Consider the following 14,696-nt stretch of genomic DNA (forward strand, 5'->3'; position numbering starts at 1 on the left):
ATCAAGGAATACATCGAGTATTACAACAACGATCGAATTAAGCAGAAACTAAAAGGCCTGAGTCCGATAGCGTATCGGAATCAGGCCTTGAAAGCCGCTTAGAACAGAGTCCAACTTTATGGGGTCAGTTCACAAACTTTAATTTAGCCGCGCTTTTTTTATCATGAAAGCGGTCTTTACAACTCTGTAATGTCATCAGGGGTTACGTACCCTGTTAACTTATCGGTTTCTTCGTTATTGAAGAACTTATCCATCTGCTCCATCACATATTTTCGCGCGTCAGGCTGCATCAAGTTAAGTTGTTTCTCATTGATCATCATGGTTTGCAGAAGTTGCCATTCTTGCCATGCTTGCTTTGAAACCGTTTGCAGAACCTCTTGCCCTTTCGCTCCAGGCAAAGGGGCTCTGTCTAACGCTTCCATTTCTGTTTGATATTTTTTACAAAAAACCATATTCGCCATAAGACTGTCTCGTTAGCTTGATTGATTAACCGGATTGCTTGTCATCGATTGCTTGTCTTCATAATGGCGCTACAAACGCAAAATTCAAGCTTTACCATCAAGACTCACCAGCCGAAAGCCGCACGCAATACGCCAAGCAACACAAACGCCACAATTAAAAACAGAATGGAAGGTCGTTGCCACTTAAGCCAAACAAAACCGATCACAACCATCAATACATCTTGCCAATCCAGTACACTAGAAGTACCTATGGGATGATGCAAGGCCGCTAACAAAATCCCCACAACCGCCGCATTTAACCCAGCCACCGCGGCCAAAAAACGACGATTATCAGACAGCTTTTGCCACACTCCTTGCGCACTCAGCATGAGCAATAAACCACAAAGAAACACCGCCAGTGTCGCAACCAAAGCCCATAACCAACTATTCGCGCCTTCAGGGGCTGTCGCCGCTCCTAAAAAACTTGCCATGGTAAACATAGGTCCAGGCACAGCTTGTGCCGCAGCATATCCAATAAGAAGATGCTCGTTTGCAACCGTATCCGCAACGAACGACGACAGCATAGGCAAAACCACATGACCACCGCCAAACACCAAAGCGCCCGCTTGATAAAAGTCCGCAAACAGCTGCCCTAGCCCCTCTGTTAAGAAAAAACTCAGTAAAAACAGTAAGATTGCCAAGCCAAAAAACACACCTGCCAGTGGCACACTTGGCAACGCCGAGTAAGCCTTGGGCTCAGTATCCAAGAGCAGAATAGAGACAACAGCAGCGACCAATAGCACCACCAGACTGATGTAACTCATGGGCACCCATATCAGGATTGCCGCACTAAACAGTGCTAAAAACACCGTCAGTCTTGACTGACAAAACGAACGCCACATGGTCAAACAAGCATCCGCCACCACGACCACCGCCAGTAATTTAAGCGCATGAACCACAGTATCAAAGATGGCTTCACCCTGCCAAAGGTGACCAAATTGCGCCAACAACACCATCGCAACAAAGGAAGGTAAGGTAAACGCGATAAACGCCGCGATACCTCCAAGTAACCCAGCACGATGATAGCCAAGCGCAAAGCCCACCTGACTCGACCCCGGCCCTGGAACAATCTGACTCAAAGCAACCCATTGAGCATATTGAGATTCGGTAACCCATTGTCGCTGTTGCACAAAAGCTTGATTAAAATACCCAAGGTGCGCCGCTGGCCCACCAAAACTTGTCCACCCCAATAAAAAAAACGCGGAAAACACCTCCGCGATACGAGTGAAATAAGCTGAATATTGCTTAGCTGAATCCAACATAATGAGCGTCCTGTTGATGTGTTAACTCAATTCATTCAGATCTTGTTCTAAAATACGTCGAACCGGTGTGGGTAGCCCCAAGTTCAAAGCATCGGAGCGTAAAAACCACTGATATTTATTGGCCTCCATCACTCCCTTAAGCGCCGCCAGTTTGACCTGACTGGGCACAATGTCTAAATGATAATGGCTAAACGTATGTCGAAAAGGTGACAAAGACGTGACAGACAACACATTCGTGGCAAATCTTTGCTCTGCGTGTAACACAATGGACTCATCGACCGCCAACTCTGGCAGACTCCACAAGCCTCCCCAGATCCCAGTTGAAGGTCGTTTTTCCAATAAAATGTGTTGTTCATCATTGGTCAAGACAAGCATTTGAATTTGCTTCTCAGGTTTGGTGGCTTTTTTGGGCTTACGAATGGGGAATTGCGTCGGATCGGGGGTTTTACTGGCCTGACAATCGGTTTCTAAAGGACATATCAAACACTGAGGCTTAGAGCGAGTGCATAAGGTTGCCCCGAGATCCATCATCGCCTGAGTGTAATCACCGCAACGCTGGCTTGGCATGTAAGCGTCTGCTATATGCCACATGGCTTGCTCCGTTTTCTTTTCACCTGGCCAATTAGGCACCGCATGAAAACGAGCTAACACCCGTTTCACATTGCCATCTAGAATCGCCGTTTGCTTGCCGCGAGAAATCGACAAAATAGCAGCCGCTGTTGAGCGCCCAATGCCTGGCAATTCGCACACACCTTCCAAGCTTTGCGGAAACTCACTATCGAACTCGTCGACCAGCCTTTTTGCCGCTTTATGCATATTGCGCGCACGGGCGTAGTAACCAAGTCCACTCCAATGAGCCAAGACCTCGTCCTGATCTGCGGCAGCCAAGGCTTCCACCGTCGGGAAAGAAGCCATAAACTTTTGATAATAGGGAATGACCGTGGTGACTTGAGTCTGCTGTAACATGATCTCAGAAATCCACACACGGTATGGAGTTTTATTTTCCTGCCAAGGCAAGTTTTTGCGCCCATGCTCATCAAACCAAGCTAATACTCGGGGCGCAAAGTGTTCGACTGGTTGCATTCTTCTCTCACAACAGGGCTTGCTTTATGTCATTTAAAACAAGCTTTTCAATTTATCTTTTAGCTTTTCTTTGAGGCGTTCCTCTTCGGCTTCGCGCTTTGCTTCTAACTCGGCTTTTAATCGAGCTTCTTCAGCTTCACGTTTGGCTTGTAATTCCGCCTTCAAATCCGCTTCTTTTTGTTTCAGCTGTGCTTTTAATTTTGCTTTCTCTTCCGCCAATTTTTGGGCCGCTTCTTGCTTCGCTAAGTTCGCAAACAATTTCCCAAAGCCTGCTAGGTCTGGACGGCATAAGCCTGCTGGATCATCGCTGAATGCGCCTTTACAAACAACCGGGAAAGTGAGTTGTGACACGGTTTTATTGACTTGGCATGCATCATCCAACTGGCTGCCAGTAATGCCCACATTCACCTGATAATTCAATGACTGTGTGGGTAAAGAAATGGTGCCATCCCCTGTCACTTGTAAGCCAGCCGAGCTAATGGTTAAACCTGGCGTCGAGATTTGTCCATCAACAATGTGAGCAGGAAAACGCATGGTCTCAAAGGGAGTATCGTCACCAAATTGACTGGCATTGAGTGTCTCCTTACGAATCGAGGCAATACCTTCACAAACGCTTTTGGTTAAGTTTGCTCCCACCAAAGCACCCTGTTTCATTTCCACCAGCAAGTCACCTTGTAATGATGACATCAGAGCATCAACACTGTTCCCTTGACTGGTTAAGTCACCACTTAAGAAAGTGCTACCTGCAATCTTATCCATCGCCATAAAATCGTTCAGCAATGGCTGAATCTGCACAGCCTCAATACTTGGCACAATTTCAATTTTAGGTGTGTTACCACGAACGTCGAGGCGTAATTGAGACGACACTTTACCTTGGTAAAGCGAAGCTTGCAGAGGAGCAATGCTGACAACCCCATTAGATTGCGTGGTATCCAATGCCAGTTGATCAATAGTGAGGTTTTTGATTTTGATGTCATCAAAAATCAACCCCACATGGCCATTAAGCCCGCGAATCAATTCTACCGGTATCAAGTCTGTTGCGGCCGCATTGGCTTGAGCTTGAGGGCTCTCGGCTGTGTTTGTTGTGACGGCCTCGACCTCAGTGTCAACGGGCTCGGGTAAATAGCGATCCAAATCCAAATTCGCACCGGCAAGGCTGATATCCCAACGTAAAGGAGCAAGAGACAATACGGCGTTAGCTTCCATTTTCGTATCATCCAACGCAATAGAAATAGGCTGTATGGTCACTTCGTCTAAACTGCCTTCCAGCGCGACATTGGCACTGGCTTTCGTCAAAGCCGTTGCATCGGCCATATCGGGCAATGGAACCTGCAAAGCAGTTAGTAAGGTACGAGGGTTAAACGTCCCAACTGATAACGTGGCAGCAAACTGAGGGTTACTTAGCACTTCAAACGCTTGTACTTTGGCGTCTACATTAAGGCCCATCGAGCTCAGCGCTAAACCATCAATTAGCAGATTTTCTTGGGGCAAATCCATCGCCACACTGACCGCACTTAGCTTAGCTTCTAGCGGGCTAGCAGGGATTGACTCACCCGATATTTTGGCTTGCACTACCAAAGCATCCAATAAAAGGGATTCACGTTCAGGAAACACGGTCAATTGGCTGTTTACACTCGCTTCCATCTTAAGCGGTTGGTTTCCTTGTAAGTCACTCTGGGTCACACTCGCCTCCATTACCATTGGCCAAGCTTGATCCCATTGAACGTCTTGCAACTGTACATCTAGATCCGCCTCAATTCGCTGCTGAGTTTGTTCATCTCGATAGACGATCTGTGCATTCTCAATACGCAACTCTTCTAGGTGTATGTCTGGAATGTTCATCTGGCTGCTTTGAGAAGTCTCCTCAGTCGAGGCACTCACGTTCGAGCTGCCTTTAACCGCCGCTGTGTTGGCATCCGCTTCTGAAGAAGGCGGCAGCTGTAGTTGCCAATTGCCTTCACCTTGAGCATTTTTATGAAGATGGGCCTTCAGGTTCACTAAATTGACCTTGTCCACCTGAATGGTTTGTTCCAGCAAAGGCAAAATGGCCAGACCAAATTCAGCTCGATCAAATTGCACGATTTCAGAGTCCGAGCCAATGGCCACACCAATGTTTTCCAGTTCTAAGCCTAACCAAGGAAAAAAGGACCAACTAATGTCACCTTCTAAACGCAGTCTCACATTGGCTTTCTCCATTGCGACCTGTTTCAGCTCATCTTTAAAATCGTTCGGGTTCACAAACAACCCGACATAAGCCAAAGCCAAACCGATTAAAGCTAATAGAATCAAGACAAAGTAAATAAATCGCTTAAACCAAACCATCCACAAACGCTCCCTATATAGGCGCAAAACAACGCGCAATTTTGTTCAAAAACACACCAATGATGAGCACAATTGGTGTCACTATCATAGCATCCGAAGGACGGGTTAATCGATGCAATAGCCATAACTCATGAAAAAACCTCCCTATAAGGCATAGCCGCTAACGAGCCCTCGTTCTATAATGGACGCACTATGTCATTAAAGTGGCGGTCAGTCGCCATCAACTGTGGAGAATCCAATCAATGTCCGATCGCGTTGCCAGTGTCGAGCGCAATACGCTTGAAACTCAGATCAAGGTGTCGATCAACCTAGACGGTACCGGTAAATTTAACTGCGTCACAGGCGTGCCTTTTCTAGATCACATGCTTGAGCAAGTGGCTCGTCATGGCCTTATTGATCTAGACATTCATGCGGTTGGTGACCTTCACATTGACGCTCACCACACGGTAGAAGATTTAGGTATTACACTTGGTCAAGCCTTTGACATTGCCGTTGGTGATAAAAAAGGCATCAAGCGTTACGGTCATGCTTATGTGCCTTTAGATGAAGCCCTTTCTCGTGTGGTCATCGACTTCTCTGGTCGTCCAGGCTTAGAGATGCATGTGCCCTTTACTCGTGCTTCTGTCGGTGGTTTCGATGTGGATTTGTTTTCCGAGTTCTTCCACGGCTTTATCAATCATGCCAAAGTCACTTTGCACCTAGACAACTTGCGTGGCAAAAATACGCACCACCAAGCCGAAACAATATTCAAAGCGTTTGGTCGTGCTCTACGTATGGCACTGGAAGTAGATGAGCGCATGGCAGGTCAAATGCCATCGACAAAGGGCTGCTTGTAAGCCTCTAGTTGTTTTAGGACAGGTAAAATATGAGTCAAGTTCACACTTCAACGGTTGCCGTAATTGATTACGGCATGGGCAATCTACACTCCGTCGCGAAAGCCCTAGAGCACGTGGCCGACGAACACACTAAAGTGATTGTCACCAGTGACCCAGCCGTCATTGATGCCGCTGATCGCGTGTTGTTACCAGGTGTTGGTGCCATTCGAGATTGTATCGGTGAAATGCACAACACCGGATTGGTGCCTAGCATTCAAAAAGCCATGCGCGAAAAACCCTTTTTAGCCATCTGTGTCGGCATTCAATCCTTGATGTCACACAGTGAAGAAAATGGCGGCGTGGATTGCCTAAACCATTTCCAAGGCAATGCCCTGTTTTTCGGCGATAATCACAAAGACCACGATGGCAGCAAACTGAAAGTGCCACACATGGGATGGAATCAGGTCAAACAGAGTATTTCGCACCCTCTTTGGCAAGGCATTCCAGACAATGCACGCTTCTACTTTGTTCACAGTTACTACGTTGTACCGAGCAATCAAAATGAAGTAGCCGGGACATGCGACTATGGTTTGGAATTCTGCGTGGCGTTAGCCCGCGACAATGTCTTCGCGGTGCAATTCCATCCTGAGAAAAGCCATAAAGACGGTTTGCAACTTTATAAGAACTTCATCCATTGGGATGGCAAACCTTAGCCCTCCAATTAATAAGCGAACGACGTAACAGATTAGGAGCCGATATGGGCTTAGCAAAACGAATTATCCCTTGTCTGGATGTGGACAATGGTCGCGTGGTAAAAGGCGTACAATTTGTTGATATCCGCGACGCTGGTGACCCAGTTGAGGTCGCCAAACGCTACGATGAACAAGGTGCGGATGAAATCACCTTCTTAGACATCACCGCCAGTTCCGATGATCGTGAGACTACGGTACACATGGTCGAAGCTATTGCGGCGCAAGTCTTCATTCCACTTACCGTCGGCGGTGGCATTCGGACTTGTAACGACATTCGCCGCATGTTAAATGCCGGTGCAGACAAAGTAGGCATCAATACCGCGGCCGTCTTCAACCCAGAGTTTGTCCGTGAAGCTGCGCAACGCTTCGGGTCGCAATGCATTGTCGTTGCCATTGATGCGAAAAAGGTCAGTGCCGATGGCGAACCAAACAAATGGGAAATCTTCACTCACGGTGGTCGTAAGCCAACGGGTTTAGATGCAGTTGAGTGGGCGAAAAAAATGGTCGACTACGGTGCTGGTGAAATTCTTCTTACCAGCATGGATCGTGACGGCACTAAAAATGGTTTCGACTTGGGCGTCACTCGCGCCATCAGCGAAGCGGTTCATGTCCCTGTCATTGCCTCAGGCGGTGTCGGTAATCTGGATCACCTGGTCGACGGCGTCACTGAAGGCAAAGCCGATGCGGTCTTAGCCGCCAGTATTTTCCACTTTGGTGAATACAGCATCCAACAAGCGAAACAGCGCATGGCTGACGCTGGCATTGAAATGCGTCTTCCATAGCCATAGAAATAACCCTCAAAAAAAAGCCTACTCTTTTTCAAGTAGGCTTTCTTCATCAAGTTTTGCCAAAAGGCAAATATGTCGAGTTAAATAACTCACTCTTTCAAGTTAGACCACGCTAAAAAGTTTGTCCAATTCAACACAGAAATTTTTTAATCTAGATCTAGATTATCAAAATCACTGGCGTCATGACGTTCGTGTAGTTGCACACCATCACCGAAGGAGCGATTCACCACTCGACCTCGCTTTACTGCTGGACGCTGCTCAATGGCTTTCGCCCAACGCATGACATGCTGATAACTCGCAACATCGAGGAACTCAGCAGCATCGTACAAGTTACCCAATACCAAGTTGCCATACCAAGTCCAGATCGCGATGTCCGCGATGGAATACTCTTCACCAGCCATGTAAGTATTGTCAGCAAGATGTTTGTCCAATACATCCAGCTGACGCTTGGTTTCCATGGTGAAACGGTCAATCGGATATTGCATTTTAGTTGGCGCGTAAGCATAAAAATGCCCAAAGCCGCCCCCCAAATAAGGAGCGGCCCCCATTTGCCAGAATAACCAGTTACGACACTCCGTTTTCGCTTTGTGATCGGTTGGCACCAAAGCATCAAACTTTTCAGCCAGATATTGCAAGATGGCACCCGATTCAAACACACGCGTTGGTGGTGTGGTACTGTGATCCATCAGAGCTGGAATCTTAGAGTTTGGATTGATATCTACAAAGCCTGAAGAGAACTGATCCCCCTCACCAATGTTAATAAGGTAAGCATCGTATTCAGCTTCTGTAATGCCCATAACCAGCAACTCTTCCAACATAATGGTGACTTTTTGACCATTCGGTGTCGCCAATGAATGCAACTGAAGTGGGTGCTTACCTACCTCTAAAACCTTGTTATGTGTCGCCCCAGAAACAGGACGATTGATGCTAGCAAATTGACCACCGCTCTTGGATTGCCATTGCCAAACTTTAGGTGGAACGTATTCCTGCTTATTCTCATCACTCATAATGCTTCCTCATAAATACTGTGTAACAAATGACTTTGTAATAAATATCGGATCTTAATCGTCTAAAAGATAGTAAATTTATTATGGGCTTGATTCATAGCTTAACAAGCACCAACCACCAATTTAATGGGTAAAAAATAAGAAACCCACATGAGGTATACAAATGAAACGTCTTTATTCGACTACTCTGTTGCATAAACTGGCGATAACCGCAGGGGTAAGTTTGTCTCTAACTATGACACCATCTGCTCAGGCGGAGCAACAAAGCATGATAGTGGCTGGCGGCTGTTTTTGGTGTGTGGAATCCGATTTCGAAATGGTGCCCGGCGTCATTGATGTCATCTCGGGTTACACGGGTGGGCAAACTGTCAATCCAACCTATAAACAAGTCTCCATCGGTAATACCGGCCATTTCGAAGCGGTCACCATCTTGTTCGATGATGAAAAAGTGTCACTAACTACTTTGGCTGAATACTTTTGGAAAACCATCGATCCGACGGATCCGAATGGGCAATTTTGTGACAAGGGTGAACCCTATCGAACCGCCATGTTTTATCAAAATGCTGAGCAAAAAGCAGTGTTTGATGCATCACTGGGCAAAGTAAAGTCGACCAAGCCTTTTTCAGCAAACATAGTCACGCCCATATTACCCGCCGCTAAATTCTACCCAGCGGAGGAATACCACCAGAGCTATTACACCAAAAATCCGATTCGCTATGCTTTTTATCGCTCAAGCTGCGGACGTGATCGACGTATCGAAAATCTATGGGGAGAAGTGGCCAGTAAAAAATATCATTAATTTGAAAAAACAAGGAGTTAATGAGTATCGTCTTGTCGAAATGGGATTCAACCTCTAGTATGAAAGACAAATATCGACTGGAGGAATCCGCACTTGAATCCCATATTACAGGCTCAAAAGTCTCATAAATCGATTCGTCAGTATACGGATCAAAACATCGACAGCGCACTATTAGAGGAACTGATTGCCGCAGCACAAGGGGCTGCTTCTTCCAGTTTTATCCAAGCCTACTCCATCGTTCAAGTGACTCAACCCAAGCATCGCCAACAGATCGCGAATTTGGCAGGCGGTCAAAAATGGGTTGAGCAGGCGGCCGAGTTTTTGGTTATTTGTGCGGACTTAACCCGAGTTGAGTATTGCAGCCAAAAGCAAGGCTTAGGCAAATTAGAAGGCCAAACTGAGCACTTTATCGCCGCCACAACGGATGCGACCTTTATGGCGCAAAACCTGATGTTGGGCGCTGAATCCGTCGGCCTAGGAGCGGTATTTATTGGCGGCATTCGCAATGATCCTCAACAAGTCGCAGAGTTATTAGCCTTACCCGATCAGGTGTACCCTATTTTTGGTTTATGTTTGGGATACCCAGATGCACAACCAGAATGTAAACCTCGTCTACCTGTTGCCAGTATTTTGCATAAAGGCCAATACGATACCTCTCGTTGTGAGGCTGACGTCGAAGCGTATGATACTCAAATGCAAGCCTACTACGCCAGTCGTGACAGCAATCAAAAACAAAGCAATTGGTCTGAACAAACAGCGGCGGCCGTACAGAAGAAAAAGCGTGAGCATATGCTAAACTTTTTACAAGCGCGTGGCTTTCTAAAACGCTAATACTTTAATCAATCCCCAACTAATCTAAAAAAGGAAAATTCATGTTAAAGCATGTCCCTCAGGTAACCTTTAAAACCCGTGTACGCAATGAAGACCTTGGTGGTCCGAATCCATTTGAATGGAAAGATGTGTCTAGCGATGATTTATTTAAGGGTAAAAGCGTAGTGGTTTTTTCTCTTCCCGGCGCATTCACTCCAACCTGCTCGACCTCACATTTACCTCGTTATGAAGAACTTTATGAAGAGTTCAAAGCCCAAGGGGTGGATGCGGTTATTTGTGTGTCAGTAAACGATGCTTTCGTTATGTTCCAGTGGGGCAAAAGTCAAAATGCCAAAAATGTCTTCTTATTGCCAGACGGTAATGGTGATTTCACTCGTCAAATGGGCATGCTGGTGAAAAAAGATAACCTAGGGTTTGGTATGCGTAGCTGGCGTTATGCGATGCACGTCGAAGACGGAGAAATTAAGCAAATGTTCAGTGAGTCTGGCTACCAAGACAATGCGCCAAGTGACCCATTTGAAGTGTCTGATGCCGACACAATGTTGGCTTATCTAAAAAATCGTTAGTCCTTAGCTCACACTAAATAACAAAAAAGGAAGGTTTATTAACAGACCTTCCCTTTTTTATGCTTCCTATTTCATGTGTAATAAAGAATCTGTTAAGACCTTTCAGTAGGTTTTAAGTGACACGCATTAGATATAAAAATAGAAGCGCCAAATCATGCTGAGGTATTTTCGCAAGCAGTCCATCATACTCGATATGATATTGTCATCCGTCCTGTTGCCATCATGGCGAAAACTGACCATATACCTTTTGGTATCCATCAGTATCAGCCTATATGCCCACCATGTTCTCTATCTTTACCAAGAAAAACGCTCACTGCAAAATTACCTAGAAGGTGTCATTGACCGTACCAAGCAATCCGTCTTCCAAATGCAAGCCAGTCTTAATTTGGCCATCACCAACAACCAAACGACCTGCTCTGACGACGACCTTAATAGCTTACGAAAAGCTCTATTAAAATATCCTTATATTGAAGATATAGGACGTATCACAGCAGATCATAAACTCGTGTGTTCTGCCCTATGGGGAACCTTTACACCACCAATTGAAATCCCCGGCCAAGGCCATCAAGACAGTCATTTTCGTCTTAGTTGGCCTGTTATAAATGGACTTTTTGTAAAAGGCCTGCAGAGATCGGTGTTTAATTCTGGCGATGCTTTTGTGATTCCTTCTCCAGCAACCTTTGCTGATTTAACGCGTTACGCCAAAAAAACAGGGAGCGTACTGTATTCTTCAAAAGAACATTATATCTATCAGACCTTTGATGACATCACATTAGAAGAAGCCCAAAGAGCCATTTCTTACTCACAAGATAATGTCCCACTGTTCCCTACTGGGAATAATCTATTAACATTAAAAATCTGCCCTGCAAGCTTTAATTTCTGTGCCACAGCAATCGACAAACAAACGGGCTATTTCGACATGAGTGTATGGCAATGGCTTTGGTCCATTCTTGTCGGGGTATTCTTTGGGTTATTTACAGCATTTAGTTGGGCCATTTTTAAATCCAACCGACGCTCATTAATTTATCGTTTAAAATACGCCTTAAAAAACGACCAAATCTATTCCCTTTACCAACCTAAGATCCAATTAAGTACAGGTAAAATCATTGGTGTTGAAGCGCTAGCACGTTGGCAGGACCAAGAACTGGGCACGGTTTCTCCTGATGAATTCATTGCTTGTGCCGAACAAAATAAACTCATCACACCTCTGACTCAGCAGCTTGTGAAAAAGAATTTAGACGACATGCGAAGCTATTTGCAAGCAGACTTGGAATTTACTTTGAGCATCAATTTATCCATCCAAGACCTTTCAAATCAAAGCTTTTTGCATTTCATTGAAAAACAAATAAAACAGAGAGACATTCATCCTGGACAAATTATTTTCGAGGTGACCGAACGTTCAGCCGCGCAAAATGACGTATTAAAACAAGCAACCAAACGCTTTCTCCGTAAAGGCTATCAAATTTCACTGGATGATTTTGGCACGGGCTTTTCGAATCTGTCTTGGCTAACGGCCTTTGAACCGAATGAAATCAAAATTGATAAAATGTTTATTCAATCCATTGGTACACAAACCGTCAACCAGATTACATTAGACAGTATTTTTCAGTTGGTCAGCAACTTGGATGTGAAGCTGGTTTTTGAAGGCATTGAATCACTTGAGGAAGTCGATTATCTAACACAACATACACCGAACGCCATTGGACAAGGTTGGTTATATTCGAAAGCGGTTGACGCCAAAAAAATTGGTAAATTACTGAACAATCAGCCGTTTACTTGCTCTACTTTTTTAGCTCATGTTGTGGAATAAGCTTTTTAGAAGTCTAGATTGTCTAAATCATCAATGATTTTATTCGCATCTTGTTTGACCTTTAATGATTGCTCAACAGCGTGACTCAGCTGAGCTAAAGCGTCTTCAAAATCTTGCAATAACGCCAAGTAAGATGTGTGAATAACCGCCAAGTCTGGTTTAGAAGTTTTCGACATGACGTCGGATAACTGACGACCTTTTACCAATACTTGCTGCATGACTCTTTCCACTTGCTGTATTGCCTGAGTTACTTCTTCTGTTCTGTCAGCCAAGGTACAAGCATCTTGTTGCAAGGCTTCAAAAGCACGATAGAAGTGCTCGAAACTGTCACCAACTAGATTGAGCAAACTGCCTTTCGGAAACCTTTTCTGGGTGAAATAGTGAACGCCATCACGCTCGACCTTTTTCATCATATCAAAAGCCCGATTAGGATCCTCACCTAACACGCCAATCGTATTTCGATATACCCACAGTAATATACATACTAGAAGCAAAAACGACGATACAGCTAAAGCAATAACAAGATAAGTATATTGACTTAAGGCCTCATCTAACTCGTCCATATAAACGCCAATACCAATCATCCATCGCCAATCTGGCAACAGCGTCATACCATTGACTTTTACATACAAAGCATTTGAAGTGGCTTTACGGCTTTCCCCCACTTTAAACATGAAAGGGTGTTCATTTAAATAACTGACATACTTAGCATAAGAAGGTTGAAAAACACCAACAACTGAATCTTTAACATGTACTCTTGCAATGCCATTGGCATCGTTTGCCCAAACATAGTAGTTATCAAATCGCATCGTTGAGAAAAGTGCTTCAACTTTTTCTTCTGCTTCTTCACGCGTCAATGTCTGGTTCTTTTCTTGTTCTATATAATGATTCGCCTGATTCACCGTAAATTTTAAAATTGACTGAATTTCATGTTTTCGAGCATCAATCAGGCTTTCTTTTAAGGTATAAATGGACAAATATGACAAGCCAACAATCACAAAAAACACAACCAAAACAATCAAATTGAATTTACTGGAAAGCTTCATATATTCTCTCTCTGTGTGCTATTGGCTAATTCAACTATACGATGCTTGAGCTCAAATTAATTGTTTTTTTATGTAGTTCATTCTCTCGTCATATCAACGTTTTAAGTAAACGAAAATGACAATGACTCGCCTTCTTAGATAGACAAGCAAAACGAATTAAATCGCTTATAAATCCAACACGGAGGATGGTACCAAGCTTTTATCCACTAATTGCATTAACTGACTTCGGCTTCGCTCTCGTAGAGCATCACGTAATAACCGCACCGCTGGTGTAATGGATTGTCGACTTGGGCAAATCAACCATAATTCACCTTGCTCAATTTGATAATCTTGCATCAATGGCAGCAAACGCCCTGCTAATAAATCCTCTGCGATATCTAAACCAGACTTCACCGCCAATCCCTTACCCGCTAAACACCAGCGTCTTACCATGTCACCATCGTTGGCAGATCGAGCCGCTTTAGGCTTCGCTTTAAACTGTTTACCACCATCGGAAAACACCCAGGTGTCATTCAAGATATCTTGCAATTGGTAAAACAAACCGCTGAATTGAGACAGTTCATCAGGGTGGGTCGGCATACCATATTGCGCTACATACTGAGGACTGGCGACTAAAAAACGAGGCACATTGCAGATTTTAAATCCATATAAGTTGGCATCAGTAGGCTCTCCGTAACGTAACGCCATATCCAGTGCATCACGGTAAAAATCAATATTGCTATCGCTAATATGAGCCCGCAACGTTACCTTAGGATGTTGCTGTATAATCTCATCGATCCAAGGCAGGGCGAGATTCCGTCCCAGATCCGACGATACCGCAATGCGCACTTCTCCATGGATACTATCCGTCTCTTGATACATGCTTTGTTTGGCCTGATCCAGCATCGCCAAGGCTTCCTGACATTGCGGTAAATAACGTTCACCAGCGCTAGACAACCTTAAGTGTCGCGTTGTTCTAACAAACAATTCACTGCCTAACTGAGCTTCAATCCGTTTGACCGCCGCACTGGCCGTCGCCACCTGCATATCCAGGTGTGTTGCGGCCGCGGTAATACTGCGAAACTCTGCAACCTTAATTACCACCAACAAATCATCTAGCTGCATTATCTAATCTC

The 14,696-nt window shown here is 44.9% G+C and carries 15 protein-coding genes; 8 read left to right on the top strand and 7 right to left on the bottom strand.

The genetic code is table 11. The features are described 5' to 3' along the window. Positions 1-102: IS3 family transposase (locus ACHUFM_RS15330; RefSeq protein ID WP_394183396.1), on the top strand; the 102-nt coding region annotated here is incomplete at its 5' end. Between the two features lie 74 nt (positions 103-176). Here ACHUFM_RS15330 and ACHUFM_RS15335 read toward each other — a convergent pair. From ACHUFM_RS15335 to ACHUFM_RS15350, 4 genes are all read right to left on the bottom strand, one after another. Continuing rightward, positions 177-461: an oxidative damage protection protein gene (locus tag ACHUFM_RS15335; RefSeq protein ID WP_063331661.1), complete on the bottom strand. Its 285-nt coding sequence runs from the start codon at positions 459-461 to the stop codon at positions 177-179. 104 nt (positions 462-565) lie between these two features. Continuing rightward, a complete protein-coding gene (gene chrA / locus ACHUFM_RS15340; RefSeq protein ID WP_394183254.1) occupies positions 566-1,762 on the bottom strand; it encodes a chromate efflux transporter in 1,197 nt (398 codons plus the stop codon). A 21-nt stretch (positions 1,763-1,783) separates the two neighbouring features. Then, complete coding sequence (mutY, locus tag ACHUFM_RS15345) at positions 1,784-2,845, bottom strand: A/G-specific adenine glycosylase (RefSeq protein WP_394183255.1); 1,062 nt, start codon at positions 2,843-2,845, stop codon at positions 1,784-1,786. Positions 2,846-2,878: 33 nt separating this feature from the next. Further along, complete coding sequence (locus tag ACHUFM_RS15350; protein WP_394183256.1) at positions 2,879-5,167, bottom strand: AsmA family protein; 2,289 nt, start codon at positions 5,165-5,167, stop codon at positions 2,879-2,881. Between the two features lie 242 nt (positions 5,168-5,409). Between ACHUFM_RS15350 and hisB the strand changes: the two genes are divergently transcribed. From hisB to hisF, 3 genes are read left to right on the top strand one after another with little or no spacing between them, the layout of a single operon-like run. Continuing rightward, on the top strand, positions 5,410-6,003 hold the full coding sequence (hisB, locus tag ACHUFM_RS15355; protein ID WP_394183257.1) for an imidazoleglycerol-phosphate dehydratase HisB: 594 nt from the start codon (positions 5,410-5,412) through the stop codon (positions 6,001-6,003). Positions 6,004-6,032: 29 nt separating this feature from the next. Then, complete coding sequence (gene hisH / locus ACHUFM_RS15360; protein WP_394183258.1) at positions 6,033-6,695, top strand: imidazole glycerol phosphate synthase subunit HisH; 663 nt, start codon at positions 6,033-6,035, stop codon at positions 6,693-6,695. A gap of 44 nt (positions 6,696-6,739) precedes the next feature. Beyond that, the gene (gene hisF / locus ACHUFM_RS15365; protein ID WP_394183259.1) at positions 6,740-7,516 is read left to right on the top strand and encodes an imidazole glycerol phosphate synthase subunit HisF; all 777 of its coding nucleotides are present in this window, start codon (positions 6,740-6,742) and stop codon (positions 7,514-7,516) included. 152 nt (positions 7,517-7,668) lie between these two features. On the opposite strand, the gene yghU is transcribed toward hisF, so the two are convergent. Beyond that, positions 7,669-8,529: a glutathione-dependent disulfide-bond oxidoreductase gene (gene yghU / locus ACHUFM_RS15370; protein ID WP_394183261.1), complete on the bottom strand. Its 861-nt coding sequence runs from the start codon at positions 8,527-8,529 to the stop codon at positions 7,669-7,671. Positions 8,530-8,692: 163 nt separating this feature from the next. On the opposite strand from yghU, the gene msrA reads away from it, so the two are divergent. The 4 genes from msrA (at position 8,693) to ACHUFM_RS15390 (ending at position 12,535) form a co-directional block, all read left to right on the top strand. Next, complete coding sequence (gene msrA / locus ACHUFM_RS15375; protein WP_394183263.1) at positions 8,693-9,328, top strand: peptide-methionine (S)-S-oxide reductase MsrA; 636 nt, start codon at positions 8,693-8,695, stop codon at positions 9,326-9,328. A gap of 93 nt (positions 9,329-9,421) precedes the next feature. Beyond that, on the top strand, positions 9,422-10,159 hold the full coding sequence (gene nfsA, locus ACHUFM_RS15380; protein ID WP_394183264.1) for an oxygen-insensitive NADPH nitroreductase: 738 nt from the start codon (positions 9,422-9,424) through the stop codon (positions 10,157-10,159). 41 nt (positions 10,160-10,200) lie between these two features. After that, the gene (locus tag ACHUFM_RS15385; RefSeq protein ID WP_394183265.1) at positions 10,201-10,725 is read left to right on the top strand and encodes a peroxiredoxin; all 525 of its coding nucleotides are present in this window, start codon (positions 10,201-10,203) and stop codon (positions 10,723-10,725) included. A gap of 154 nt (positions 10,726-10,879) precedes the next feature. Further along, the gene (locus ACHUFM_RS15390) at positions 10,880-12,535 is read left to right on the top strand and encodes an EAL domain-containing protein (RefSeq protein ID WP_394183267.1); all 1,656 of its coding nucleotides are present in this window, start codon (positions 10,880-10,882) and stop codon (positions 12,533-12,535) included. Between the two features lie 5 nt (positions 12,536-12,540). Here ACHUFM_RS15390 and ACHUFM_RS15395 read toward each other — a convergent pair whose 3' ends face one another. Both ACHUFM_RS15395 and ACHUFM_RS15400 read right to left on the bottom strand, forming a co-directional pair. Further along, positions 12,541-13,581, bottom strand: a complete 1,041-nt coding sequence (locus ACHUFM_RS15395) for a cache domain-containing protein (RefSeq protein WP_394183269.1) — start codon at positions 13,579-13,581, stop codon at positions 12,541-12,543. Positions 13,582-13,746: 165 nt separating this feature from the next. Next, positions 13,747-14,685 (bottom strand): LysR family transcriptional regulator, encoded by a 939-nt coding sequence (locus tag ACHUFM_RS15400; protein ID WP_394183271.1) that lies wholly within the window; start codon positions 14,683-14,685, stop codon positions 13,747-13,749. Positions 14,686-14,696: the final 11 nt, after the last annotated feature.

It is taken from the genome of Marinomonas posidonica (assembly GCF_043643765.1).
Taxonomy (GTDB): domain Bacteria; phylum Pseudomonadota; class Gammaproteobacteria; order Pseudomonadales; family Marinomonadaceae; genus Marinomonas; species Marinomonas posidonica_A.